Raw genomic sequence first — 25,615 nt, 5'->3', positions numbered from 1 at the left:
CAGTGCGGTGTCACTGCGGGGAGCCGCCCGGGTTGCGTGTCGCGGCGGGATCAGTCGCGCGGCGCGACGTTCCAGGAGTCGATGACGGGGCGGCCGTGCTCGTACCCGAGCGAGCTGACCGTCGCGGTGCCGAGCTTGAGCACGGCGCCGTCCTGCGGCGCAAGCCGGATCCAGGCGGCTCCGAGCGCGCGGAGCACGTGGCCGTGCGCGACCACGATGGCGTCGTCGCCCTCGGCGAGGACCGGGCGGACGCGGTTCAGCACGCGCTCGACGCGGACGCGGACCTCGGCGGCGCTCTCACCAGGGGTCTCCCCCGCCGGCACGCCGTCGGTCCACAGGTCCCACGGTCCGTGGCGCTGCACCTTGATCTGGGGTGTGGTCAGGCCCTCGTACGCGCCGTAGTCCCACTCGTACAGGTCCTCGTCGAGCTCCGGGTCGACGCCGACGAGCTCGGCGGTGTCCCGAGCGCGCTGCAGCGGGCTCGAGAGCGCGAGCGCGAAGGTGCGGTCCGCGAGGTACCGGCCGGCGCGCTTCGCCTGCTCGATGCCGTTCTCGGTGAGCGGGATGTCGGTGCGGCCGGTGTGCTGCCCGCTCTTCGACCACTCCGTCTCTCCGTGACGGACGAGGACGAGTTCGCCGGGGCGTTCCGAGGTCATGTGTTCCTTCCGGTGTACAGGCCGAGCGCGGCTGCGCCGACCGAGACGACGAGCATCCCGAGGCCGTACAGGACGGCGAGCCGGGTCTTGCCGGTCCGGAGGAGCTGCACGGTCTCGACGCTCGCCGTCGAGAACGTCGTGTACCCGCCCATCATGCCCGTTGCGAGCACCGCGACCACGGAGGGACCGAGCGACCCGGTCTCGCCGAGACCGGTGAGGAACCCGAGCACGAGGGACCCCGTCACGTTGATGACGAGCGTGCCGAGCGGGAAGCGCCCGAGCGCGGTGCCACGGACCGAGGACTTGACGACGCCGTCGAGCCAGGAGCGCAGGGCAGCGCCGACACCGCCTCCGAGGGAGACCAGCAGGAGCTCGAGCGGGTTCACCGGGCGTCTCCCGTCCGGGAGCCGCGGGCGCGCCGAGCGGCGGCGAGCCACGCTCCCGCTGCCGCGGCGGCGAGCCCGAGCACGACCGAGAGCAGCGCGTACCCCGTGCCGGCTCCCCAGCGGCCGACGTCGAGCAGCCGGGCGGTGTCGTCGGCGAGCGTCGAGTAGGTCGTGAAGCCGCCGAGCACGCCGGTCCCGACGAACAGGCGGAGCGCCCGACGCCGGCCGAGGTCCGATCCCGCGTGCGCGAGGGCCTCCAGGAGCAGACCGAGGCAGAACGCACCGACGACGTTGATGCCGAGGATCGTCCAGCTGATGCCGTCGACGGCGGGGAACGCCCCGGCGAGCGCTGCCCGGACACCGGTCCCGACCGTTCCCCCGACAGCCACGAGGCCCAGGTACCGCCAGCGGCGGTGCGGTGGACGGTCGTCGGCGCGGGTCACCCCGTCAGCCTCGCACAACCGGTCCGCGGGGGTGGCCGCCACCGCCCGCGGACCTGGTTCGTGAGCGGACCCTCAGCGGGCGATCGGGTTCGTCATCCGCCCCGCCCGGATGAGCGAGTCGGTCTGCGCCGTCAGGTCCACCATCTGCAGGGTGTTCCGGAGCTGCAGCCGGTTGAGGCACGAGTGCTCGAAGTCCGGGGCCCGGAGGTCGATCCCCCGGGCACGACCCGCGGCCGCACCGTCCACGCACGCGCCCACGAGCCGCCAGAACGCGGCCGCGGGCAGCACGCCGTCCTCGTCCAGGATCGCGGCGAGGTACCGGAGCACGCCGTCGAAGACGTCGGTGAACACCCCGAGCGCCGCCTCGTCGTCGTCCACAGGGTGCACGATGCGCTCGATCCCGGCGGGCACCGCGACGTCCCCGACGACCACGACCTCCTCCCCGACGTCCTTCATGAACACGCGCGAGACCACCCCGTCACGCAGGACGAGCACGAGGTTCTCGCCGTGCGGCATGAACAGCAGCTGGTGCTCGGTCAGGCAGTGCACGACGGGTCGGAGGTACGCGTCGAGGTACCGACGGACCCACTCGGCCGCGTCGAGCCCCGACCGAGCCACCAGCGCGGCGGCGACGGAGCGGCCGCGGGCGTCCCGGTGGAGCAGCGCCGCCATGGTGATCGGCCGCTCCCCCGTCCGCAACCGCGGGACCGGGCTCTCCCGCCACAGCGCGGCGAGCATCTTGCGCTGCGGCGAGGGCACGTCGACGCGGTGGTACGCGTCGCCGGTGTAGCCGATCGCCGCGTGTTCCCGGAGCACCCCGAACCCGGCAGCGGTGAGCACCGGATCGGCCTCGACGAGTCCGGCGACCCAGTCGTTCACCGCGGGCGCGGTCCGCATGTACGCCGGCGACATGCCCCGGAGGAACCCCATGTTCTGGACGGCGAGCGCCGTCTTGACGTACGAGCGCTCCGGGCGGGAGCGGTTGAACGCCGTCCGGATCGACTGCTGCGGCTGGTGGTCGTCCGGTCCCTCGCCCAGGTCGACGAGGTCCTGCCGCCCGAGGTCCGGCGCGAACGTCACGGCGATGCGGTGCTGCCACTGCCACGGGTGCACCGGGAACCAGGTGTACTCCGACGGGTCGAGCCCCCGCCGTTCGAGCACGTCGCGGAACCGGTCGACGGTCGACGCGTCGAGTTCGGCGTCCCAGTGCTGCCGCTCGGTGCGGTCCCCGGCGAGCGCCAGGTGGGTGTGCTCACGCCGGGCGGCGAGCCACCGGTAGCGGAAGCGCCCGCCCGACTCCGGGGCGTAGGCGCGGTACTCGTCGAGCCCGAACCCGATGCGACCGTTGGCGGCGACGAACGCCGGGTGTCCCTCGGTCATCGCGGCCTCGGCGTCCTGGAACGCCGCGACCACGTCACCGTCGGATCGGCCGCGGGCGAGCTGCGCCGCGGACGGTCCGCCCCGCCGGTCCTTCGCGGCGGCGCTCGCCAGGGTGGAGGCGATCTCCTCGAGGTAGGTGCCGAGGAGCTCGTCCGGGATGCCGAGCGTGTCGTGCAGCGCGAGCACGAGGTCCTGCGCGTCGAGCGGCGCCGGCGAGCCCGCCCGCGTCCGGGTCAGCGAGGCCTCGTCGAGCGTCCAGTGCTCGAGCGCGTGCACCCGCGCTCGGAACCGGTAGGTCGAGTCCCCCGCGTCGAGCGCCCACCCGTCACCGTCGGCACGCGGCGCGACCAGCCGCTCGTGCGTGAACTCGGCGATCGCCTTCGCGACGAGGTGTCGCTGCGCCGGCTCAAGGTGCTCCGGCCGGAGGTGCGCTGCGGGTCCGTCGTCGTCCGGCACGCCGATCCGCTCGGTGTCGAGCACGGACAGCAGTGCTCGCTTGCCGTCCACGTCGACCTCACGCAGCGCCCGGAACCCGACCTCGGTGTTCTTCCGCTGCACGGCCGTGTTCCGCACGTCCGGCTCGACGACGACCCGCCGGGCACCGAGCGCGTCGCGGCAGTGCTCGACCACCGTCAGTATCACCGCGCTGGTGAGCCCGTGCACGCGGCCGCCGACCGGGGACGGGTCGGCCGGTGGCGGTGCGACCAGCAGGTGCATGCCGACGTCCCCTGGCTCGGCGTCCCACACGTCGGTGAGCAGCACGGTGGCCGGGTCGTACGTCTCCGCGTACGCGATCGGCTCGCCGTGCCGGCGGAGCAGCCAGCCCGCCTGCGCGGGGTCGTCCTGCACGGCGCGCAGGTACGCGCGGACGGCGTCGACGTCGTGGTCCGTCATCTCCCACCACGAGGATGCCGCGTCCGCGAGCCACGCCTGCACGACGGCGGCGTCGTGGTCCGGGTGCACCGGGTGGACGGACAGGAGGCCCGTGGTCGCGTCCGCCGGAGCGGTGACGGCCACCGGGGCGCTCACGCGGACACCTCCGCCGCAGCGGCGGGCACGCCCGCGGCGTCCGTGGCGGCGCTCGCCGCACGCGGCGGGTCGGCGCTCGCCGTGGGGTCGGGAGCCGGCCGCCCACCGGGCAGGCCGAACTCCTGGAAGGCGATCCGTTCCTCCAGGCCGTACACGGCGCGCCCCGTGACGGACCGGATGATCGACGCGTTCCGCCAGGCTCCCATGCCGAGGTCCGGCGCGGTGAGGCCGTGCGTGTGCTCCTCGGCGTTCTGCACCCAGATGCGTCCTCCGAGCGTGTCGACGTGCAGGTCGCGGGCGACCGCGAGCCGGCCGAGGTCGTCGCGGGCGACCAGGTGCGCGACGGGGTCGAGGAAGTCGGGCGTGCGCGGACGGTACCCGGTGGCGAGGACGAGGCGGGCCACCTCGTGCGTCGCCTCGGTGCCGAGTTGCCCGTGCCGGAGCGTGAGGCGGAAGCGGTCTCGGTCGGGCAGCCACGCGGCGGCGACGACGCTCGTGTCGGTGCGGAGTGTCGTCGGCACCGGACCGCGCGCGCTGATCCGGTAGAGCGCGTCGTAGACCTCGTCGACCAGGTCGGCGCTGATGCCCTTGTAGAGCCCGCGCTGCTCGCGGCCGAGGCGGTCGCGGACCTCGCGCGGCAGGGCGTGGAAGTGGTCCGTGTACTCGGGGCTCGTCATCTCGAGCGTGAGCTTGGTGTCCTCCATCGGGAAGAACCGGGGCGAGCGCGTGATCCAGTCGAGGCGGTACCCGCCGTCGCGGATGCCCTCGAGCAGGTCGCGGTAGACCTCGGCGGCGGACTGGCCGCTGCCGACGACGGCGATCGAGTCGGCGCGGCGGAGGTCCTCGCGCGCGGACAGGTACCCGGCGGAGTGCACGACCGGACCGTCGAGGTTGCGCAGCGCCTCGGGCACGCTGGGTTCGGTGCCGATGCCGAGCACGACGTGCCGGGCGACGTACTGCTCGGGTCCCTGCGCCGTCTCGGCGCGCACCGTGAACAGGTCCGTGTCCTCGTCGTGCTCGACCGCGACGACCCGGCGACCCCACCGCAGGGTGTCGAGGCGCTCCGCGGCCCACCGGCAGTAGGCGTCGTACTCCACGCGCAGCGGGTGGAAGTCCTCGCGGATGTAGAAGGGGTAGAGGCGCCCGGTCGCCTTGAGCCAGGCGAGGAACGAGAACCTCGACGTCGGGTCGGCCATCGTCACGAGGTCGGCGAGGAACGGCACCTGGATGGTGGCGTCGTCGAGCATCATGCCGTGGTGCCACGCGAAGCCGTCGGCCTGGTCGAGGAAGACTGCGTCGACGTCGTCGAGCGGTTCGGTGAGGCAGGCCAGGCCGAGGTTGAACGGGCCGATGCCGATGGCGAGCAGGTCGTGGACGGTGCTGGTGGTCATCGGGTCGCTCCCGTCGTCGAGGTCGTGTGGGTGGCGCGGGCCGCGTGCAGGCGCTCGGCGGTCGCCACGACGTGGTCGAGTGCCGAGACGACCTGCTCGGCGCTCGTGGAGGGGTTGAGCAGGGTGAGCTTGTTGCACGGCCGGCCGTCGACGACCGTCTTCGCGACGAGCACCCGTCCCTCGGCGAGGAGCGCCGCGCGGATCGGTGCCACGAGCGCGTCCGCCTCGGCCTCGGACACCCCCTCGGGCTGCCACCGGAACAGCACCGTGCTGAGCTGCGTCGGTGCGACGAGCTCCAGGTCGGCGTGCCCCGCGACGTGGTCGTGCACACGCTCGGTGACGTCGAGCACGGTGTCGAACGCCCGTCCGATCGCATCCGCCCCGCTCGCGCGGAGCGTCGTCCAGAGCTTCAGGGCATCGAACCGCCGGGTGGTCTGCAGCGACTTGTCGACCTGGTTCGGCTCGTCGGCGTCCTCGGGGTTGAGGTAGTCCGCGTGCCAGGCAGCCAGCCCGAGGTCCGCGGGGTCGCGCACGAGGAGGGCACTCGACGACACCGGCTGGAAGAACGACTTGTGGAAGTCCGCCGTCACCGTGCGGGCGCGCTCGATCCCGTCGAGCAGGCCGCGTCGCGTCGGGGACACGAGCAGGCCGCACCCGTACGCCGCGTCGACGTGCAGCCAGACGTCCTCGAGGTCGCAGACGTCCGCGATCGGCTCGAGCGGGTCGATGCAGCCGCGATCGGTCGTGCCGGCGGTCGCGACGACGGCCATCGGCGTCCGGCCCTCGCGCCGGACGTCCGCGATCGCGTGCGCCAGGGCGTCCGGGCGCATCCGGCCGGCCGCGTCGGTGGCGACGTCGACGACCGCGCGTTCCGGCAGCCCCAGGAGCATGGCGGACTTCCGCACGCTGAAGTGGCTCGACGCCGTGGCGAGCACGACGAGGTCGTCGAGCACGGGGACGCGCCGGGTCGAGGCCACCGCAGGCCCGTCCGCGGCCGCCGTGCGCCCGTCCGGGGTCGCCGTGCGCCCGTCCGAGGTCGCGGCCTGCCGGGCCAGCAGCAGGGCGTGGAGGTTCGACTGCGTCCCGCCGGAGGTGAAGATCCCGTCGCCCGTCGGGAAGCCGACGGTCTCCGCCGCCCACCGGACGACGCGACGCTCGATCTCGGTGCCGATCCGCGACTGGTCCCAGGTGTCGACCGAGGGGTTCACGACGGCGAGGACGGCCTCGGCGGCGACCGCGGGGACCGCGACCGGGCAGTTGAGGTGGGCCAGGTACCCGGGGTCGTGGAACCACACCGCCTCGGCGGTGAAGAGGTCGTCGACCTCGGCGAGCGCGGCGTCCGCGCTGCCGAGCGGCCGGTCGAGGTCGACGCCCGCGACACGGTCCCGGAGGACCGCAGCAGGGGTGTCGGTGGTCGGGGAGACGACGCCTGCGAGGCGTTCCGCGGTCCGGTCGACGGCGCCCCCGACGACCACGCGGTACCGGTCGGCGGCGTCGGAGGTGAGGATCTCGAGCAGTGGTGTATCGCTGTTCACGTTAGGCAAGGCTAACCTCACTTGGGCCCGGAACGGAACCGCGAACGGGGGAAGACCGCTCGTTCCACCCGGCGGCCGCTGCGAGGACGGTACGCTCGCCGGATGACCACCCAGACGCCGGACGGTTCCGCCACCGTCGCCGTCGTCGGGGCGGGCCAGGCCGGCCTGTCGGCAGCGCACCACCTGCGGCGTCGCGGGTTCCGCGCACTCCGGGAGCCCGGCGGGACTGCCGCCTCGGGTGTCGACCGGACCGTCGTGGTCCTCGACGCGAACCCCCGGCCGGGAGGCGCTTGGCAGCACCGGTGGGCGCCGCTGCGGATGGCGACGGTGAACGGCATCCACGACCTGCCCGGCATGCCCCTGCCGCCGGTCGACGCCGACGAGTCGGCCAACTCCGCGGTCCCCCGCTACTTCGCCGCGTACGAGTCGCACGAGGACCTCCCCGTGCTGCGCCCCGTGCGCGTCGACGCGGTCGCACCGCTCGACGACCGCCCCGACGGCCCACTCCTCGTCACCACCGACCACGGCTCGTGGCGCGTCCGGACGGTCGTGAACGCCACGGGCACGTGGAACACCCCGGTGGTGCCGGACGTCCCCGGCGCCGAGACGTTCCTCGGTGAGCAGCTCCACAGCCGCGGGTACACAGCCGCCGAGCGCTTCCGCGGACGTCGGGTGGCCGTCGTCGGCGGTGGCGTCTCGGCCGTGCAACTCCTCGGGGAGATCAGCCTCGTCACCTCGACGGTCTGGTACACCCGTCGGGAGCCCGTCTTCCTGCCCGGTGGGTTCGTCCACGAGGTCGACGGGGTCGACGTCGAGCGACGCGTCGCCGCCGACGTCCGGGCCGGGCGCCCTCCGGCGAGCATCGTCTCCTACACCGGGCTCGTCTGGACCGACGCCGCACGCGACGCCGCACGCCGCGGCGTGCTCGACCGGCGACCAATGTTCACGCGGATGCGTCCGCACGGTGTCGTCGAGGCGGACGGATCGGACACGAGCGTCGACGTCGTGCTGTGGGCGACGGGCTACCGGGCCGACCTCGACCACCTCGCGCCGATGCGCCTCCGCGGTCCGCTCGGCGGCGTGCCCGTGGTCGGCACGCAGGTGGTCGGCGAGCCGCGCGTGCACCTGATCGGCTACGGACCGTCGCAGTCGACGGTCGGCGCCAACCGGGCCGGACGGAGCGCCGCACGCGACCTCGACCGCTGGCTCGACGAACACCCCGGACCCCTCGACCGGTGACGCGGTCGAGGCGGGGCCGGCCGAGACGACGGAACCCCCGCCGAGCCGGAGCTCGACGGGGGTTCTGCGGTGTGGTGACCCCAGCGGGATTCGAACCCGCGTTACCGCCGTGAGAGGGCGACGTACTAGGCCGCTATACGATGGGGCCGCACGCCCCGCTCGAGAGCGGGGCACACTCGTTGTCGGACTCGGAGGCTAGCCACCTGTGGTGACCCCAGCGGGATTCGAACCCGCGTTACCGCCGTGAGAGGGCGACGTACTAGGCCGCTATACGATGGGGCCGTTCCGACAACCCGATAAGTATGGCACAGCGCTCGCACACTGCCAAAACGGGGCGTGTCGCCCGGGTGTGCCGCGGAGGAGTGCGCCCGCGTACGGTGGGTCGATGACCGTCCGCGTGGGCCTGTCCGGCTGGCAGTACGACTCGTGGCGCGGTGACTTCTACCCCGCCGGACTGGCGAAGCGGCTCTGGCTCGGGTACGTCGGGGAGCACTTCCCCACGGTCGAGGTCAACGGTTCCTTCTACGCGCTCCAGCGGCCGGAGCGGTACCGATCGTGGCGGCGGTCCGTCCCGGAGGGGTTCCGGTTCGCACTCAAGGGCGGTCGGTACCTGACACACATGCTGCGACTCCGGGACACCGGTACCGCGATGGCGAACTTCTTCGCGTCCGGTCCGCTGGAGCTCGGCGCAGCGCTCGGACCGGTGCTCTGGCAGCTGCCGGAGCGGGACGTCCCGACGCCTGCCGTCCTCGACCGGTTCCTCGCCGCACTCCCCCGGACGCACGGTGAGGCCGCCGCCGTCGCGACCGGGCACGACGACAAGGTGCGTGACCCGGCGACGACGACGGACGACCCCGCGCGTCCGCTCCACCACGTGCTCGAGGTCCGGAACCCCGGCGCGGTGTCGGACGACCACCTCGCCGTGCTCCGTGCGCACCGGACCGCGCTGGCGGACTCGCACGCGGGCGACTTCCCGCGGTTCCGGGTCGACACCGGCGCTCCGCTCGCCTACCTCCGGTTGCACGGGGCACCGCGGACCTACCACGACGGGTACTCCCCGCAGGCGCTCGGCGCGTGGGCGCGGACGGTGCGGCGGCACGTCGACGCCGGGCGGGACGTGTGGGTGTTCTTCGACAACGACGCCGAGCAGCACGCGCCGTGGGACGCCGGACGACTGCAGCGGCTCGTCGGGGGCTGATCCCCGGCGGCGGTGCGTGCCTCCCGGCCGGGGTGCCGAGGTCAGATCGTGAGGGTCTCACCGGGCCGCAGCACCACGAGCTCACCGTCGCCGAGCGCCTCGCGCTGTCGGCCGGCGTGCGCGGCGAACCCGGTCTCGGACAGCGTCGCCTCGTGCACCGGGTAGGCGCGACGCGGGCCGATCGCGGCGATCCAGTCCATCATCTCGGCGACCTTGAGCCAGGGTGCGCCGACCGGGGCGGCGAGGACCTCGACGGGGACGTCGGGCACCGTGTAGGCGTCGCCGGGGTGGAAGAGCCGTCCGTTCACGAGCACGCCGGTGTTGTCCACGACGGGCACCGAGGAGTGGATGAGCTGGTGCCGCGCGCCGTGCAGGTCGAGGGCGAACGGCCCGACCTCGCGGTGGTCGCCGTCGGTGACGACCTCGACCGCGATCCCGGCGTCGGCGAGCGCTCGGGCGACACCGGCCGGACCGAGGACGACCGCGTCGGGGTTCCTGGCGAGGATCCCGTGCAGCTGCTCGGCGGTCACGTGGTCCGGGTGCTCGTGCGTCACGACCACGGCCACGACGCCGGTGACGTCGACGGGCCGGGTGAAGCCGCCCGGGTCGATGACGAGCCGGGCCTCGCCCTCGGCGACGATCTGGCAGGCGTGTTCGAGCTTGGTGACCTCCATGCCGGCGACCCTACGCCCGGCGTGCCGGACCGAGGACGAGCGGGAGCAGCACGCGCCCTCCGTCCCCGCGCCACGGCCCCGTCAGGCCGTGCCGTGCGGTGTTCCGCACCGTCCCCGCCACTGTCCGGCCCGGCCGTTGTCCGTGCCGGCGCACGGCCGTAGCGTCCAGCCCATGGCCGCCACCTCCGCCGTCGCCCTGCCCGGACCCCGCCGCGTCGTCCGGGTCGACCTCGACGCGCCGCTGCCCGAGCTCGTCGCCGACGGCACCGGCGCTTCGGCGCTCGTCGTCGGGTACCGCGACGGGCACCCGGTGTGCACGGCCGACGTGGCCCTGACCAGCGACCCGGCCGACGCCGCACGTGTGCTCGTGCCCCTCGCGACCGCGTCCTCGGCGCACGTCGTGTCGGCCGAGCCCGTGCCGGACGACGCCCTGCCGTCGGTCTCCGTCGTCGTGTCGACCGTGGTCGACCGCGTGGACGACCTCGGTCGCCTGCTCGACGTGCTCGAGCACCTCGACTACCCCAGGCACGAGGTGCTCGTGGTCGACAACCGCGTCCGCGTGCCCGCCGACGACCCGCTGCCGGCGCTGCTCATCGGTCGCGGCGTCCGGCTCGTGACCGAACGCCGCCCCGGGCTCTCGGCCGGTCGGAACGCGGGGGTGGCCGCGGCGCGGGGCGACGTCGTGGCGTTCACCGACGACGACGTGCAGGTCGACCCCCGGTGGCTCCGCGCCCTCGGCGAGCGCTTCGTCCGCGAACCCGAGCTCGACGCCGTCAGCGGGGTGATCCTGCCGACCGAGCTCGCCACCCCCGCGCAGGTCTGGTACGAGGCGTACTACGGCGGCTTCAGCGGCGAGCGCACCTTCGACCCGGTGACGATCGTGCCCGACGACGTCCCCGGCACCATGCGTCACGCACGTGTCGCCGCCGTGCGTGGCGACGGGTCCGTCCGGAAGCGCTTCGCCGTCTACGGCATCGGTGCCTACGGCGCCGGCGCGAACATGGCGTTCCGGCGGGAGCTCCTCGAGGCCGTCGGCGGGTTCGACACCACCTTGGGCGCCGGGTCGCCCGCCCGCGGAGGCGAGGACCTGGCGATGTTCGTCGAGACGCTCTGGCGGGGCGGCCGGATCGGCTTCGAGCCGCGGGCGGTCGTGCACCACCGGCACCGCCGGACCGTCGAGGAGCTGCACAGGCAGCTGCACGGCAACGGGGTCGGGTTCACCGCGCTCATGTGCGCCCTGGTGGCGAAGGACCGACGGCACGCGGCCGTGCTGGCGCGGCTGGTGCCGCTCGCCGTGTCGGTGAAGGCGAAGGACGTGGTCGCCACGCTGCGACGTGGTCGCGCAACCGCACCGGCCGGCCGCGGGTCCGCCCCGGTGACCGCTCCGGCGCAGGGGCCCCTGCCGCGGTCGCTGGCGTACCACGAGCTGCGCGGCTTCCCCGCCGGACCGGCTGCCTGGTTCCGGAGCCGGCGTCGGTGGCGCGACGTGGAGGCCGGTCGCTTCCACGCCGGCTGAGCCGTGCGGTCGTGCTCCCGGTCGTCCCCGTAGGATCGGGACGACCCGGCGATCGTGCGCCGGGCACGAGGAGGACGCATGCTGCTGGGCACCGACACGGAGCGCCGTGGAGTCCTCGACACGGTGACCCCGGCGCTGACGCTCGTGCCGCCGCACGGCGACGCCGTGCCGGAGGAACGCGACGAGGCCGCCGGTACCGCGGCCGACACCGCGACGTGCGTCTGCGGGCACCAGCACGAGGCGCACGAGCACTACCGCCCGGGCTCGGACTGCGCGCTCTGCGACTGCCCGCGCTTCCGTCGGCAGCGCTGACGACCGACGGCCCGACGACCGACGGCCCGACGACCGACGGCCCGCGGGCGCAGACGGCGGGCCCGTGCGGGAAACCGCCGCATCCCCGCAGCCGCCCCGGACCGCCTTGTCCGCCCCGGAACGCCGCCGTTAGCGTCGCGTCATGGCCACCCCCACCGCGGCACCCGCCTGCGTCGTCCTCGCCCACGAGGACCCCGTGCAGGTCCGCCGACTCGTCGAGGCGCTGGACCCCTTCCCGGTGTTCCTGCACTGCGACGTGCGCACCACGGACGCGGTGCACCGAGCGATGACCGAGGACCTGCCGTCCCGCGTCCGCCTGCTCGCCCGCCGCCGGACCGGCTGGGCCCGGTGGGAGAACGCCGCCGCCGAGCTGAACGGCTACCGGGCCGCCCTCGCGCAGACCGATGCGAGCCACATCGCCGTCCTCACCGGGAGCGACTACCCCCTCGCGACGCCGGAGGAGATCGGCACGCTGCTCGACGCCCACCGCGGCCGGTCCTTCCTCATCACGCACCCGCTGCCGCACCCGGACTGGCGGAACGGCGGCTGGGCGCGGTTCCGCTACCGCCACTGGGCCTGGCGCAAGCACATGCTGCGCCTGCCGGTGCCGCGCCGGCTGCCCCGCGACGTCGTCCTGACCGGCGGGTCGCAGATGAAGCTCATCAGCCGCGAGCACGCCCGCGCCGTGGTCGACGTCGTCGACGCCCGCCCCGACCTCGTGCGCTTCTGGCGGCGGGTGTGGATCGCCGACGAGTCCCTCGTGCCGTCGATCCTGGGGTCCCCCGCGCTCGTGCCCGGGTTCGCCGAGGAGCACGTCGAGCACTCCCCGTGGTTCATCGGGTGGGACGGCACACGGATGAAGAGTCCGCCGTGGCTCGGTACCGAGGACGCCGGACGTCTGCTCGAGCGGTGGACCGCACGCCACGACGGCCCGCCCCACCTGTTCGCCCGCAAGTTCTCGACCGCCAGGAGCGCCGACCTGCTCGACCTCGTCGACGCGGCCGTCGGTCTGCGCCACCACCGGCGGCACCGTCAGCCGGAGGTGACCGCCCCGTGACCGTCCCGCCCGACACCACCTCGCCCGCCACCACCCCGGCACCCGAACGGGTCCGGCCCTCCGGTCGACACGCGGCCGGCGCCGCGTCCGCGCCCGCCACCGACACCGGCAGCACCGCCGTCCAGCAGGGGGCGTCGGTGCTCTTCGGCCGGGGCATGCTCTACGTCGTCGTGTGGTCGATGCAGCTCGTCGTCAGCTCGCTCGTCTCACCGGTGCTCGCGCACCTCATGCCGCCGTCGGAGTTCGGTGTGCTGGCCTCGGCGATCGCGCTCTACCAGGCGCTCGGCGTGCTCGCCCTGGCCGGACTCGACCAGGCCGCGGTCCTCCAGCGCGCCGAGGACGGTGACGAGCGGAAGGCCCGCGGCCTGGTCGCCGTCGGCGCCGTCCTGGCGACGGTCGTCACGCTGGCCGCGCTCGGGTCGGTCCCGCTCTGGGGCGACGCCGCCGGCTTCGTCGGCGAGCACCCGCTGCTCCTCGTCGCGGTGCTCTGGACGCTGCCCGCCGCCGTCGTGCAGATGTCCCTCGCCCTCCTGGTCGCGCAGGACCGCATCCGCGTGTTCGCGGTCACGAGCCTGCTGTCCTCGGTCGGCGGCTCCCTCGTCGGCCTGGGGCTCCTCGTGCTCGTGCAGGCCGACGCCACGACCTACGCGTGGGGCGGCGTGGTCGCCCAGGGTGCCGCGATGACGATCGGGGTCATCGCCGTCCGACCGCGGTTCCGCGGGCTGTTCGACCGTGCCACGACGGCGCGGGCGTTCCGGCTCGGTGTCCCGATCGCCCTCGGCAACCTGTCGTACTTCGTGCTCAACGCCGGCGACCGCATCATCGTGCAGCGGTTGCTCGGACCGGACGAGGTGGCCCGCTACCAGATCGCCTACGTCGTGGGTTCCGCGGTCATCCTGCTGCTGACCTTCACGAACGGTGCCTGGGCCCCGCACTTCGCCGCGCTCCGCGACGCCGTCGCCCGACGCCGGCTCGCGATGCACGCCCGCGACGAGCTCTACCTGCTCCTGGCACCGGTGCTGCTCGCGGTCACCCTCGTCTCCCCCGTGGCGCTGCCGGTCCTGGCGCCCGCGTCGTACCGGGTGCAGGAGCTCACGGTCGTCGTGTTCGTCGTCGCCCTCACCGCCTTCCCGGTCGTGGCGAGCGGTGCCACCGGTCGTCTGCTCCTGGTCGAGCGCCGCGGCGTCGCGGTGGGGGTCATCGCCGCCGTCGCGGGCGTGGTGAACATCGGCGCGAACCTGCTCCTCGTGCCGCCGCTCGGCATCGCCGGTGCCGGACTGTCCACGGTCGTGGCCTACGCGGTGCTCGCCGTGCTCCAGCAGGCGGCACTGCCCGACCGACGCGAGTGGCGCGGGCCCGGACGCCGGGTGGTCCTCGTCGTCGTGCCCGCGGTGCTCCTCGCCGCGGCGTCCCTCCTCGCGCCGCAGGACGTCGTCTGGAACGTCGTGCGGGTGGTCGGCGTCCTCGCGTGCCTGCCCTGGTTCGTCCAGCGGCTCCGCGCAGCGCGCGGAGGCTCCCGGTGAGCGCCGCAGCACGGCCGAGCCGCTCCGCGCCCACCGGCGACGGCACGGACCGACGGCTGCGTGTCGCGGTCGTCACGGGCGGGCTCGCGCTCACCGGCGGTGTCGAGCGGTGCGTCCTCGAGGACACCCGCGAGCTCGTCGCGGCGGGACACACCGTGTCGGTCTGGCACCGTCCCTCCCGGCCGGTCGCCGACGACGCGACGGAGACCACTGACGCGCCGGAGGCACCGTTCCGGGCCCTCGGCGTGACGCTGCGGTCGATCGGGGACCAGCGCTTCGGCGTCCGCAGCGCGCTCCGCGACGTCGCCCGGTTCGCCCGCGACGGGCTGCGGTTGCGGAGCGAGCGCCCCGACGTGGTCTGGTTGAACCGGCCGGAGCACCTGCCGTGGGGACGCGTCGTGTCGGTGCTGGCCGGCGTCCCGCTCGTCGTGCACCTGCACCACGCACCCAACTACCGCCGGGTCGCGCCGCTCGCTCGCGGACGGACGCACTTCGCGGCCGTGTCGCGGACGATGGCCCGCGCATGGGCGGACGTCGGGGTGCCCACGGACCGGATCAGCGTCGTGCCGAACGGCGTCGACGCCGCGGCCTTCCCCGCGGCGTCCGCGGCGGACCGCCTGCGCGCGCGCGAGACGTTCGGGATCGCGCCGGACGCCCGAGCGGTGCTGTACTACGGGCGCCTCACGCGGGCGAAGGGCGTGCTCGCCCTCCTGGAGGCGTGGCGACACGTCCTCGACGCCGCCGACGTCCGACAGCCGGTCGCCTCCGGCCCCGTCGGCCGGTCCGGCGGGTCGCAGCACGACCAGCGGGAGCGTCCGTTGCTCGTCCTGGCCGGCGCGATGCTGCCCGGTGAGGACGCGGCGGTGCGCCGAGCCGTGGCCGCGCTGCCGTCGGGCTCCGTGCTCGTGCTGCCCGAGCGCGACGACGTGGTCCCGCTCCTGCACGCCGCCGACCTCGTCGTCGCACCGTCCATCGAGCCCGAGGGGTTCGGCCGCACGGTGGTCGAGGCGATGTCCGCCGGCGTCCCCGTCGTGGCCGCGGCCACCGGGGGCACCGGCGAGATCCTCGCCGACGGGTGGGCTCGGTTCACCGTCGACCCCGAGGACACCGACGCCCTCGCGCGGGTCGTCGTCGACGCCCTCGACGAGGCGCTCGACAGTCCCGCGCTCGGCGAGCGCGCCCGGGCGTTCGTGCGGGACCACCACGGACGGCACCAGCACGTCACGGCGCTGCTGCGCACGCTGCGCGAGCACGCGCGGCGCTGACGCCGACGTCCGGGAAGCGCGCGGAGGCACCGGCGCCGGGCCGGTGCCGCCGCCCCGGGTGCACAGCGCGGGGGGTCCGGGGGACGCGTCAGGCGTCGACGCGTTCGGGCACGGGTGCCGCTGCCGGCGTGCGGACCACGACGGCGCCGAGGGTCCGGCCGACGGCGTACCCGGCGACGGTCGCGACGACGCTCGTCACGATCGCGAGGGCTCGGACGCCGCCGCCCCGACCGACCGCCCCGAGCTCGCGGAGCAGCGCGCCCGGCAGCACCCGGGTCAGGTAGGTGCTCTCGCTCGAGAGCGAGTCCTTCGCGCCGACACGACGGCTCAGGACGGCCTTCGAGATGCCCTCGTAGTAGCTGCGCCGACGGACGTACCGCATCGAGACCCGGTCCGGCGAGACCCGGTGCGACACGTTCGACCGCGGCTCGTAGCGGATCCGCGCCTCCGGACGCATCTGGGCGATCCGGATGCAGAGCTCCGTCTCCTCGCAGCCGAGCGGCTGGTTCCCGACCCGACCGATGCCGGACCGGAAGCCTCCGGCGGCGAGCAGGACGTCCCGCCGGAACGCCATGCTCGACCCGATGACGTTGCGGACGTCGCCGGCCGCGGTGGGCAGGCCGGTGTAGCTGCAGCCGACGATCCACAGCAGTTCGTCCGGGTACGGCCCGGCCCCGGTGACGTCGGGCCACGACGGGGTGGCACGCCCGCCGACGCCCACGACGTCGGGCAGGTCGAGCGCCTCGACCAGGTGCGCCAGCCAGTCGGGGTCGGCCGCCGCGTCGTCGTCGAGGAACGCGACGACGTCGGACCCTGCGAGCTCCACACCCGTGTTCCGCGCTCCGGAGAGTCCGCGCTCCTCGGCGTTCGCGACCACGCGCAGCTCGGGCCAGCGGGCCGCGGCACGGAGCAGCAGCTCCGGTTCGTGGTCGATGACGACGACGACCTCGGTCGCCTCGGGCTGTCGCTTCGCCGACTCGACGGCCGCCTGCAGGTCGCCCCAGCGCTGCTGCGTGTAGGCGCAGATGACGACCGCGACCGTGGGGAGCGTCACGCCGCGGCTTCCTCGTCGAGGACCGCCACGGGCTCCGGCACCACGCGGGCGGGGACCGGGGCGAGGCGGGACCGGGCGGCGGCCTCACGGGCCCGGCGGCGCTCGTGCACGATCGACGTGAGCACGCGGATGCCGTCGCTGATCGCGTTGAGGTTGCTGGCGCCGTGCACGCGGAGCTTCTCGTGGCTCGGCACCTCGGTGATCGCGAAGCCGGCCGCGGACCAGCGGCAGGTCAGGATCGTCTCGATCTCGAAGCCGTCGCCCCAGCGCATCGAACCGTCGGACGGCTGCGGCAGGGTCGACGACAGCAGTCCCACCGTCGGCAGCGTGTCCGCCCAGAAGGCGTTGTAGCCGTAGCAGAGGTCGGTGTACCGGGCGCGGAGCAGCAGGTTGGACAGCAGGTTGAGCCCGCGGTTGCCGAGGCTGCGGACGATCGTGATGTCGTCGCTGCCACCACCGGGGGCGTAGCGGGTGCCCTTGGCCACGTCGGCGCCGGCGACGAGGGCCTCCACGAAGCGCGGGATCTCGGCGGCGTCGGCGGAGCAGTCGGCGTCGAACATCACGACGACGTCGCCGGTGACGGCTTCGAAGCCGCACGCCAGGGCGTTGCCCTTGCCCTTGCGGGTCTGCTGCACGACCGTGATCGACGGCATGAGGCGCTGCGCGGTCGCGATGGTGTCGTCGACCGAGTTGCCGTCGACGAGGATCACCTCGTACACGGGCGGCAGCATCGGGAGGATGATCTCGAGGTTGCGGGCCTCGTTCCTCGCGGGGATGACGACCGAGACGCGGGGGTCGCGGGGCCGGACGGTGGTGGTCATGGTGCTCCTGTCGGGTTCAGGCTGCGGTGGCGGTGTCTCGCGGTCCCGGCGCTGGGTGGGCGACGGGGAGACGTGGAGCTTCCGGCGGCGAGGTCCTTCGGTGGCCTCGGCGGCCGTCCGGAACGGGGGTACGCCGTTCCCTGGGCGTTCCCACCTTCGTCGGGGCCGGCGCCGTCGGTCAATGCAGGGCGGAGTGGGTTGCGGACCCGCCACGGCGGATACGGAAACCCGCAACAGGACGCGGATCCCGCCGGTGCACGGAACGGTCCGCCCGGCGCCGCGCGGACGCCGCGCCGCACCTCCGGACAGCGTGTCCGGCGGACGGGAGGCACGGTCCGAGCGCGCTACGGGCCTCCCGTCCGGTACGCGGTCCGGACCGCGGAGTCGGACGCTCGTGGGGGCGTGGTCAGGCGGTCCGGCGGGCGGCCGCGGCACGTGCGCGGACCGTGCGACGGGACCGCGCGTACCGCACGACGCCACGGACGACGGCGCGGAGCTCGACGCCCCGCACGGCGGCGACCTCACGGTCGAAGGCGGCGTCGCCGGCCGTGCGGACGGGAGCCGTGGCGGCGGCGCCCCCCGCGGCGTCGACGACCGGCGTGACGGGACCGGCGAGGAGGTGGCGGAGCGCACGCGGCGCACGGACCAGCGCCAGGCCGAGCGTCCGCGGTCGCATGGCGGTCTTGGTGAGCCACGCACCGAGGCCGGTGCCGTACCCGACGGCCTGCGTCCGCAGCGCGGCGACGTCGGCGCGGTGGCGGTGCCAGACGAGCGCGGAGGGCTCGACGACGAGCGCGGCCCCGCCGAGGACCACGCGGGCGAACATGTCGATGTCCTCGCCCCCGCCGGTCGCCGTGCCGACGCCGAGCGCCTCGTCGAAGCCGCCGAGCGCGAGGACGGCCTCGCGACGCATCGCGAAGTTCGCGCCCGTGCCGTAGTCCCCCACCGAGAACGGGAACAGTGGGCGGTCCGTCGGTGGCGTGGCGAGCCGGAAGACGCGCGGCACCAGGTTCCGCGACCAGGTGACGCGCTCGTCGAACCAGCGCTGGGCCGGCGTGCGCAGCTCGCCGCTCGCGACGAGCCCGCTCACGCAGACGACGTCCTCGCCGCGGGCGAAGCCGGACGCGACGGCACGGAGCCAGCCCCGGTCGACCACGACGTCGTCGTCCGTGAACGCGACGACCTCGCCCCGGGCGGCACGGACACCCGCGTTCCGGGCGCTCGAGAGCCCGGGGACCGGCTCGAGCACGTACCGGACCCGGGGGTCGGTACCGGGTGCGGTGACGAGGCGGCGCGTCGCGTCGTCCGAGGGGGCGTTGTCGACGACGACGACCTCGAGGTCGGGGTGGTCGAGGGCGAGCACGGACCGCAGGGCCTCGGCGAGTTGGTCGGCACGGTCCCGGGTGCAGAGCACGACGCTCGTGCTCGGGAGCCGGACGGGGACCGGCGGGTGCTCGGCGGCGGGGAGCCTGGCGACCGCGGCGCGCAGTTCGGCGGCGTCGACCGTGCCGTCCGCGTCGACGGACAGGTCCACGAACCCGCGGGGCGCGGTGCCCTCGCGGACGAGGAGCCGGGCCGTCCGGTGCCCGGAGGCGTCGGCGAGCACGATCCGCTCGTGGCCGACGGGCACGTCCTGCGCGTCGACGGCGCCGACCCAGACGGCGCCGGGCCACGTCGGCGGCTCCGGGCTCGCCATCGTGCGCTCGAGCACGAGGCGGGACGGCGACGGGCGCGGGGCGGTGTGGGTCATGGTCCCACCGTCACCGGGGGCTCGACCGGTCGTCAACGCCGGTGCGGCGAGCGTGCGGTTTCGCCCGCTCCGCCCGCTCGCCGTGTGCGCGATGCCGCAATGCCGCAGGGCACCCGCACAACCCGGTCGCGGCCCTCGTCGGGCGGTCGCGCCGCTGGTTACCGTTCCAGCACACGCCGCCGGACCTGCCCGCAGGGTCGGTCCGCCCGCGCCGCCGGCGCCGCCGGTCGCACCGCGTCGCCGACGGCGGCGAGCGGCACCCGACACGAAGGAACGCCCGATGCGTCGTACGACCCCGGCGGTCGCACTGTGACCGCGACCACCACCCCGACCCGGGTGTCGCTCCGGCAGGCACACCGGATCCCCCGCTCCCCCGCGCCGGCCCTGGTCGCGGCGGCGCTCGCGTTCGTCGCGACGGCCCTGCTGGCGACGGGTTCGACGGGCGGCGTGCAGACGGTCGTCGTGCTCACCGCGCTCCTGGTCGTCCCGGGTCTCGCCGTCGTGCGGCCGCTGCGGCGCACGGAGCCGGTCGGGCGTGCCGCGCTCGTCGTCGCGACGAGCGTCGCCGTGGACGCCGTCGTCGCGCTCGCCATGGTGTGGGCGGACCACTGGGCCCCCGCTCCCGCCGCCGGCCTCGTCCTCGTCGTGAGCGGGTGGGCGGCCCTGGCGCACGGGGTGGTCGCCGTCCGCTCCGGTGAGCGCGTCACGACGACCGGCGCCGTCCGCGCCGCGTGGCGGGCCCGTCACGAGGGCACGGCCGTGCGGCTCGTGGTCGGTGGCGGCGTCCTGTCGACCGGGGTCGCGCTCTGGGCCGTCGGGACCGCGCGGACCGACGCGACCGGCCTCGGCGAGTGGGGGCTGCTCACCGCCGTCGGCCCCTCGTGGTGGCTCGGCGCCGGGGCGGTCCTCGCCGTGACCGTCGTCGCGCTGGTGGACCGCCGCTTCCCCGCGGCGCTCCGCACCGCATCGGCCGCCGTGCTCGTCGTCGTCGTGTACGGCACGGCGAACCTCGTGGCCGCCGAGCCGCGCCCCCCGTGGGTGTTCAAGCACATCGCGGTCACCGCGTACATCCAGCAGCACGGCACCGTCGACCCGACGATCGACATCTACAACCGCTGGCCGGGGTTCTTCGCGGTGAGCGCCTTCCTCGGGTCCGCGACCGGCCACCTCGACGCCGCTGCGCCGGTGCGCTTCGTCGAGGTGGCGTTCGCCCTGCTCGACGGCGCCCTCGTGTACGGGATCGCCAGGGCGCTGGGTCTGCGCGGCCGCTGGGCCGTCACCGCCGCCGTGCTCTTCAGCGTCGCGAACTGGGTCGGGCAGGACTACTACTCCCCCCAGGCCCTCGCGTTCGCACTCTTCCTCGCCGCCGTGCTCGTCGTCACCACGACGCTCCGCGGCAGCCCGAACGCGATCGGTCGGGGGATCGTCGGCGGTGTCGGCAGGCTCCTCCGTGCCCGACGCGGACCGGTCGTCCCACCGGCGGCGCCGGTCACCCGGACCGCGACGGTCACGGCGGTCGTGCTCGTCGTCCTGCTGCAGGCCGTCATCACCGCGTCGCACCAGCTCACCCCGTTCGTGCTCGTCGCCGCGCTCGCGCCGCTCGTCGTCATCGGGGTCGTCCGGCCGTGGTGGACGGCGCTCCCGGTCGCGGCGGCCCCGCTGCTGTACCTGCTGCCGAACCTCGACTACGTGCAGGAGAAGTTCGGTCTGACGACGGGCTTCGACCCGGTGGGCAACGTCACCGCCGCGTCGACGTCGATCGCGATCCCCTCCCTCGCGACCACCCTGCAGAGCAGGGGCGTGCTCGCGCTCACCGCGATCGTCGCGCTCGTCGCCGTCATCGGACTCGTCCGCCTGGTCCGCGCCGGACACGGCCACCGTGCGCTCCTGGTGCTCTGGCTCGCGGCCTGCCCCGTCGTGCTCGTGCTCGGCCAGAGCTACGGGGGCGAGGCGAAGTTCCGCGTCGTCCTGTTCTCGGCGCCGTTCCTGGCGATCGCGGCGGCGCACGCCCTGCACGGTCGCCGCTGGCGGCTCGCCGGGACCGCCGCGCTGGTGACCGCGACGACGGTGCTGTTCGTCGGCACGACCTTCCAGGCGGAGCAGGCCAACCAGACCCCGGCGGGCGACGTGGCCGCCGCACGCTGGCTCGACGGTCGGTTCACCGCCGACGACACGCTCACCACCGTCGGCGCCTTCCCGGCGATCATCGGCGCCGACTACCCGGCCTACCTGCAGCACTGGGGGCAGGTCGCGTCCCTGGCGGACACGACGGCCTGGTTCCCCGACGGCATGACACCGGCGGACCTGGGCCGGTCGGTCGTCGACCGCTCGCACGGCGGTGACGCCTGGTTCGTGTTCTCCGACGCCCAGCGTGCCGACGTCGTCGGACGCGGCGTCCTCACCGGCGCCGAGGTCGATGGCATGGAGCGCTCGGTCGCCGCCGAGGGGGTCCTCCGCTACGACCGCGACGGGGTGCGCGTGTACGAGGTCGCCCGTGCAGCATGAGCCCGGTGCCCGGCACCACACGCCCTCGCGCCGTGCGGTGCTGCGGCGCGGCGTGGTCGTCGCGGGCGTCATCGGCGCCGCCGCGCTCGGCGGGACGGCCGCCGTCGTGCTCCCGACGTCCGGACGCCGCTCGGAGCAGGCCCGGGCGGACCGCATGCCGACCGGGCCCCACGAGTCCGGCGACGTGCGCTGGATCCCCTACCTCGCGGAGGACTTCGACCGCGACGCCGCGCACGGATCGCTCCTCGCGGTGTACCCGGCGATGGCCCAGTACACCGGCATCCGTGACACCTCGGGCAAGGGGCTCTACCACCCGGACGAGGTCGTCTCGGTGCACGACTCCGTCCTCGACCTCCACCTGCGATCCGAGGGCGGCCAACCGCTCGTCGCGACGGTGCTGCCTGCCGGGTACCGGTCCTACGCGCACCAGCGTGTCTCGATCCGCTACCGGGCCGACGACGCCCCCGGCTACAAGTTCGTGATGATCCTCTGGCCGGAGTCCGGCGACTGGAACGACGGCGAGATCGACTGGCCCGAGGGCGACCTGGGCGGGGGCGTCCGGCCGGTGTCCGCCGTGCCCGGCAGCTACGACACCGCGACGGGGAGGATGACCTTCCTGCCCGAGGACGCTCCGGTGCTCCCCGGCGGCCAGCACGACTGGCACGTCGCCACGGTCGAGTGGACCGCCGACGCCGTCCGCTTCTGGTGGGACGACCGCCTGGTGGCCAGCACGACCGGAGCGGTGCCGACCGTCCCGATGCGGGTGACCCTGCAGGCGGAGACGACCATCGACGACGAGCAGGTCCCCGTGGAGTCGGACGGGCACGTGCTCGTCGACTGGGTGGTCGCGTACCGGCAGGCCGGCTGAGCACACGGCGTCGGTGCCCTCGGTCGACCTCGGTCGGATCCCGCCTCGGTCAGCAACTCGGGCGTGTCAGGCCCTCGGGGACCGCGTGCGGTCGCCTCGGTCGCGTCACGAGCCAGGACGACGCCCGGCCCGTCCGCTGCCGCTCGGACGCACCCGCGGACGCCGGCACCTGCTCCGACAACGCGAAAGGCCCCCGGGATGTCCCGGGGGCCTTTCTCGAGCTGGGGTACCTGGACTCGAACCAAGAACGACGGTACCAGAAACCGCTGTGTTGCCAATTACACCATACCCCAAAAGGCCTGTCGGCCTTCGTTCCCCGTTGTCCGGGGCACGATCAACTACTGTACAGCATCCCGGAGGTCTTCGAGACCACTCACCAGGTCGCGGTGCACCGCAGCGGCCGTCACCGCGCCGTGACCGGCAGCCACGACGAGCTGTTCGGGTCCCGGCGGCGTGACGTCGCCCACCGCGTACAGCCCGGCGACACCCGTCCGACCGAGCCGGTCGACGCGCACGAGTCCGTCGGCGTCGCGGTCCAGCCGGGCCTCGATCCAGTCGAGGTCCGCGTGCCAGCGTGGCCGGACGAACGCGCCCGTGTGGGCCCGCACGTCGCCGTCCGCCAGACGGACGCCCGTCAGCCCGTTGCGGTCCCCCTCGAGGTCGGCGACGGGGCGCTCGTCGAGGCCGACCCCCGCGGCGGCCAGGCGAGCCCGTGCACGGTCGTCGAGGACGGCAGCAGCGTTCGTGTAGACCACCAGGTCGTCCGTCCACGTCGCCACCAGCAGGGCGCGGTCGACGACGTCGGCGGTCTCGCACAGGAACGCCAGCGGTGCGCCGGAGTGCTCGTACCCGTCGCACTCCACGCAGCTGTGGACGGAGGTGCCGTAGAACGCCCTGAGGGACGGGAACGCGGGGAACTCCTCGCGCAGTCCCGTCGCGACCACGACGGAACGCGCACGGGCGTCCAGCTCCGTGCCACGCCAGGTGCCGTGCACGGTCCATGCGCCGCCCTCGCGCGCCACCCGGTCGACGACGGACTGCACGACCGTGGCCTCCGGGTACCCGGCGACCTCGTCACGCCCGAGCCTGCGGAGCTCGAGCGGGGAGACGCCGTCGCGCGTGATGAACCCGTGCGACCGCAGCGTGGCGGCGTTCCGCGGCCGGTTGGCGTCGACGAGCAGCACCGTGCGGCGGGCACGGACCAGGTTGAGCGCCGCGCTCAACCCGGCCGGCCCGGCACCGATCACCGCGACGTCGACCGACAGGACGGCGTCGGCGGCGGGTTCCCCCACGGAGGTCACCACGGTCGCGTCAGCGGCCCGCGAGGCGACGGAGTCGCGTCAGCGTGGAGTCCTTGCCCAGGATCTCCATGGACTCGAACAGCGGCGGGCTCACACGACGCCCCGACACCGCGACGCGCAACGGCCCGAACGCCAGGCGCGGCTTGAGCCCCATGCCGTCGATCAGGGCATCGCGCAGGGCGGTCTCGATCGACGCGGTCGACCAGTCGGTGACGTCCTCGAGCGCGCGCACGCCGGCGCGGAGGACGTCGCCGGCGTCGGCCTTGAGGGTGACGAGGGCGTCGTCCTCGACGACGAGGGCGTCGTCGTCGGTGAACAGGAAGCCGAGCATGCCCGGGGCCTCGCCGAGGAGCTGCATGCGCTCCTGCACCAGCGGGGCGGCCTCGCTCAGCACACGCTCCTGCTCGGCCGTCAGGGGCTCGGACAGGAAGTCCGACAGGTACGGCACGAGGCGCCCCCGGAAGTCGTCCGCGTCGAGGCGACGGATGTGGTCCCCGTTGATCGCCTCGGCCTTCTTGTGGTCGAAGCGGGCCGGGTTCGGGTTCACGTCGACGACGTCGAACGCGGCGACCATCTCCTCGGAGGAGAACACGTCGCGGTCCGGGCCGATCGACCACCCGAGCAGCGCCAGGTAGTTGAGGAGTCCCTCCGGCACCATGCCCGCGGCGCGGTGGTGGAAGAGGTTCGACTCGGGGTCGCGCTTCGAGAGCTTCTTGTTGCCCTCGCCCATCACGTACGGCAGGTGCCCGAAGAGCGGGATGAACTCGGCGACGCCGACCTCGTACAGTGCCTCGTACAGGGCGATCTGCCGCGGCGTCGACGAGAGCAGGTCCTCACCGCGGAGCACGTGCGTGATGCCCATCAGCGCGTCGTCCACCGGGTTCGTGAAGGTGTACAGGGGCTTGCCGTTCGGGCGCACCACGACGAAGTCGGGGAAGGTCCCCTTCTTGAAGGTGATCTCGCCGCGCACCAGGTCGTCGAAGCTGAGGTCACGGTCGGGCACACGCAGTCGCAGCGCGGGCTGCCGCCCCTCGTCCCGGAACGCCTGGCGCTCGGCCTCGGTGAGGTCGCGCTCGTGGTTGTCGTAGCCCTGCTTCGGGTCCCGTCCGGCGGCCCTGTTGCGGGCCTCCATCTCCTCCGGGGTGACGTACGACTCGTACACGTGACCGGAGGCCTTCAGCTTCGCGATCACCTCGTCGTACACATCCGAGCGCTCCGACTGCCGGTAGGGACCGTGGGGGCCCCCGGCCTCGACGCCCTCGTCCCAGTCGAGCCGGAGCCACCGAAGCGCATCGAGGATCTGCTGGTACGACTCCTCGCTGTCGCGGGCAGCGTCGGTGTCCTCGATGCGGAAGACGAGCTTGCCGCCGTTGTGGCGCGCGTACGCCCAGTTGAAGAGCGCGGTCCGGATGAGCCCCACGTGCGGGGTCCCCGTCGGGCTCGGGCAGAAACGGACTCGGATGTCGGAGCCGGTGGCGGTGGTGAATGGCGCAGTCATGACGCTCCGATCCTACCGGCGTCGCCTCCGACGGATCATGCTCCCCCGGGAACGCAGGAAACCCCTGACCGGTGATGGTCAGGGGTTTCCTGGTGTTGCGAAGGTTGAGTCCGGCGGCGTCCTACTCTCCCACAAGGTCCCCCTTGCAGTACCATCGGCGCTGAGAGGCTTAGCTTCCGGGTTCGGAATGTGACCGGGCGTTTCCCTCTCGCTA

21 protein-coding genes, 3 tRNA genes and 1 rRNA gene are annotated in these 25,615 nt (G+C 74.3%); 9 read left to right on the top strand and 16 right to left on the bottom strand.

Going from position 1 to position 25,615, the window contains the following annotated elements:
- Window positions 1-50 precede the first annotated feature (50 nt).
- The 6 genes from DEJ23_RS13120 to DEJ23_RS13095 all read right to left on the bottom strand — a co-directional run bounded on the left by DEJ23_RS13120 (window position 51) and on the right by DEJ23_RS13095 (window position 6,820).
- Window positions 51-656: a histidine phosphatase family protein gene (locus tag DEJ23_RS13120; protein WP_111240689.1), complete on the bottom strand. Its 606-nt coding sequence runs from the start codon at window positions 654-656 to the stop codon at window positions 51-53.
- Complete coding sequence (gene crcB, locus DEJ23_RS13115) at window positions 653-1,042, bottom strand: fluoride efflux transporter CrcB (protein WP_111240688.1); 390 nt, start codon at window positions 1,040-1,042, stop codon at window positions 653-655. Before crcB ends, DEJ23_RS13120 begins: the two co-directional genes overlap by 4 nt.
- Complete coding sequence (locus DEJ23_RS13110; RefSeq protein ID WP_258375535.1) at window positions 1,039-1,485, bottom strand: CrcB family protein; 447 nt, start codon at window positions 1,483-1,485, stop codon at window positions 1,039-1,041. Before DEJ23_RS13110 ends, crcB begins: the two co-directional genes overlap by 4 nt.
- Before the next feature lie 72 nt (window positions 1,486-1,557).
- On the bottom strand, window positions 1,558-3,894 hold the full coding sequence (locus tag DEJ23_RS13105; RefSeq protein WP_111240686.1) for a GNAT family N-acetyltransferase: 2,337 nt from the start codon (window positions 3,892-3,894) through the stop codon (window positions 1,558-1,560).
- Complete coding sequence (locus DEJ23_RS13100; protein WP_111240685.1) at window positions 3,891-5,285, bottom strand: lysine N(6)-hydroxylase/L-ornithine N(5)-oxygenase family protein; 1,395 nt, start codon at window positions 5,283-5,285, stop codon at window positions 3,891-3,893. Before DEJ23_RS13100 ends, DEJ23_RS13105 begins: the two co-directional genes overlap by 4 nt.
- Window positions 5,282-6,820, bottom strand: a complete 1,539-nt coding sequence (locus DEJ23_RS13095; RefSeq protein WP_258375534.1) for a pyridoxal-dependent decarboxylase — start codon at window positions 6,818-6,820, stop codon at window positions 5,282-5,284. Before DEJ23_RS13095 ends, DEJ23_RS13100 begins: the two co-directional genes overlap by 4 nt.
- 102 nt (window positions 6,821-6,922) lie before the next feature.
- Between DEJ23_RS13095 and DEJ23_RS13090 the strand changes: the two genes are divergently transcribed.
- Window positions 6,923-8,059, top strand: a complete 1,137-nt coding sequence (locus DEJ23_RS13090; protein ID WP_111240684.1) for an NAD(P)-binding domain-containing protein — start codon at window positions 6,923-6,925, stop codon at window positions 8,057-8,059.
- A 72-nt stretch (window positions 8,060-8,131) separates the two neighbouring features.
- Here the strand turns inward: DEJ23_RS13090 and DEJ23_RS13085 are convergent.
- Together DEJ23_RS13085 and DEJ23_RS13080 are read right to left on the bottom strand one after the other, a co-directional pair.
- A tRNA-Glu gene (locus tag DEJ23_RS13085) sits at window positions 8,132-8,207 on the bottom strand.
- A 58-nt stretch (window positions 8,208-8,265) separates the two neighbouring features.
- Window positions 8,266-8,341 (bottom strand) — tRNA-Glu (locus DEJ23_RS13080).
- Window positions 8,342-8,444: 103 nt separating this feature from the next.
- Between DEJ23_RS13080 and DEJ23_RS13075 the strand changes: the two genes are divergently transcribed.
- Complete coding sequence (locus tag DEJ23_RS13075) at window positions 8,445-9,257, top strand: DUF72 domain-containing protein (RefSeq protein WP_111240683.1); 813 nt, start codon at window positions 8,445-8,447, stop codon at window positions 9,255-9,257.
- 41 nt (window positions 9,258-9,298) lie between these two features.
- On the opposite strand, the gene DEJ23_RS13070 is transcribed toward DEJ23_RS13075, so the two are convergent.
- Entirely contained in the window at window positions 9,299-9,931 is a 633-nt protein-coding gene (locus tag DEJ23_RS13070) for an MBL fold metallo-hydrolase (protein WP_111240720.1), read from the bottom strand.
- 172 nt (window positions 9,932-10,103) lie between these two features.
- On the opposite strand from DEJ23_RS13070, the gene DEJ23_RS13065 reads away from it, so the two are divergent.
- From DEJ23_RS13065 to DEJ23_RS13045, 5 genes are all read left to right on the top strand, one after another.
- Window positions 10,104-11,447: a glycosyltransferase family 2 protein gene (locus tag DEJ23_RS13065; protein WP_181429263.1), complete on the top strand. Its 1,344-nt coding sequence runs from the start codon at window positions 10,104-10,106 to the stop codon at window positions 11,445-11,447.
- A gap of 78 nt (window positions 11,448-11,525) precedes the next feature.
- Complete coding sequence (locus tag DEJ23_RS13060; protein ID WP_111240681.1) at window positions 11,526-11,759, top strand: hypothetical protein; 234 nt, start codon at window positions 11,526-11,528, stop codon at window positions 11,757-11,759.
- A 142-nt stretch (window positions 11,760-11,901) separates the two neighbouring features.
- Window positions 11,902-12,816 (top strand): beta-1,6-N-acetylglucosaminyltransferase, encoded by a 915-nt coding sequence (locus DEJ23_RS13055; RefSeq protein WP_111240680.1) that lies wholly within the window; start codon window positions 11,902-11,904, stop codon window positions 12,814-12,816.
- Window positions 12,813-14,339: a lipopolysaccharide biosynthesis protein gene (locus DEJ23_RS13050; RefSeq protein WP_111240679.1), complete on the top strand. Its 1,527-nt coding sequence runs from the start codon at window positions 12,813-12,815 to the stop codon at window positions 14,337-14,339. Before DEJ23_RS13055 ends, DEJ23_RS13050 begins: the two co-directional genes overlap by 4 nt.
- The gene (locus tag DEJ23_RS13045; protein ID WP_181429262.1) at window positions 14,336-15,604 is read left to right on the top strand and encodes a glycosyltransferase family 4 protein; all 1,269 of its coding nucleotides are present in this window, start codon (window positions 14,336-14,338) and stop codon (window positions 15,602-15,604) included. The genes DEJ23_RS13050 and DEJ23_RS13045 overlap by 4 nt, the downstream gene beginning before the upstream one ends.
- An 88-nt stretch (window positions 15,605-15,692) precedes the next feature.
- Here the strand turns inward: DEJ23_RS13045 and DEJ23_RS13040 are convergent, their stop codons facing one another.
- From DEJ23_RS13040 to DEJ23_RS13030, 3 genes are all read right to left on the bottom strand, one after another.
- Window positions 15,693-16,658 (bottom strand): glycosyltransferase family 2 protein, encoded by a 966-nt coding sequence (locus DEJ23_RS13040; RefSeq protein ID WP_111240677.1) that lies wholly within the window; start codon window positions 16,656-16,658, stop codon window positions 15,693-15,695.
- Window positions 16,655-17,479, bottom strand: a complete 825-nt coding sequence (locus DEJ23_RS13035; RefSeq protein WP_111240676.1) for a glycosyltransferase family 2 protein — start codon at window positions 17,477-17,479, stop codon at window positions 16,655-16,657. The genes DEJ23_RS13040 and DEJ23_RS13035 overlap by 4 nt, the downstream gene beginning before the upstream one ends.
- A gap of 406 nt (window positions 17,480-17,885) precedes the next feature.
- The gene (locus tag DEJ23_RS13030; RefSeq protein WP_258375533.1) at window positions 17,886-19,229 is read right to left on the bottom strand and encodes a glycosyltransferase family 2 protein; all 1,344 of its coding nucleotides are present in this window, start codon (window positions 19,227-19,229) and stop codon (window positions 17,886-17,888) included.
- 309 nt (window positions 19,230-19,538) lie between these two features.
- On the opposite strand from DEJ23_RS13030, the gene DEJ23_RS13025 reads away from it, so the two are divergent.
- Complete coding sequence (locus DEJ23_RS13025) at window positions 19,539-21,734, top strand: hypothetical protein (RefSeq protein ID WP_111240675.1); 2,196 nt, start codon at window positions 19,539-19,541, stop codon at window positions 21,732-21,734.
- A complete protein-coding gene (locus DEJ23_RS13020; RefSeq protein WP_181429261.1) occupies window positions 21,724-22,602 on the top strand; it encodes a glycoside hydrolase family 16 protein in 879 nt (292 codons plus the stop codon). Before DEJ23_RS13025 ends, DEJ23_RS13020 begins: the two co-directional genes overlap by 11 nt.
- Before the next feature lie 221 nt (window positions 22,603-22,823).
- On the opposite strand, the gene DEJ23_RS13015 is transcribed toward DEJ23_RS13020, so the two are convergent.
- The 4 genes from DEJ23_RS13015 to rrf all read right to left on the bottom strand — a co-directional run.
- Window positions 22,824-22,895 (bottom strand) — tRNA-Gln (locus DEJ23_RS13015).
- A 45-nt stretch (window positions 22,896-22,940) separates the two neighbouring features.
- Window positions 22,941-23,903, bottom strand: a complete 963-nt coding sequence (locus DEJ23_RS13010) for an NAD(P)/FAD-dependent oxidoreductase (RefSeq protein ID WP_375342280.1) — start codon at window positions 23,901-23,903, stop codon at window positions 22,941-22,943.
- A gap of 10 nt (window positions 23,904-23,913) precedes the next feature.
- Window positions 23,914-25,401: a glutamate--tRNA ligase gene (gltX, locus tag DEJ23_RS13005; RefSeq protein ID WP_111240673.1), complete on the bottom strand. Its 1,488-nt coding sequence runs from the start codon at window positions 25,399-25,401 to the stop codon at window positions 23,914-23,916.
- Window positions 25,402-25,509: 108 nt separating this feature from the next.
- Window positions 25,510-25,615, bottom strand: a 5S ribosomal RNA gene (rrf, locus tag DEJ23_RS13000); the annotation flags it as partial.

This window comes from Curtobacterium sp. MCSS17_008 (assembly GCF_003234185.1).
Lineage (GTDB): Bacteria > Actinomycetota > Actinomycetes > Actinomycetales > Microbacteriaceae > Curtobacterium.
Note: the sequence above shows the minus strand (reverse complement) of the source record. Positions and strands in the feature narration are given on the sequence as shown.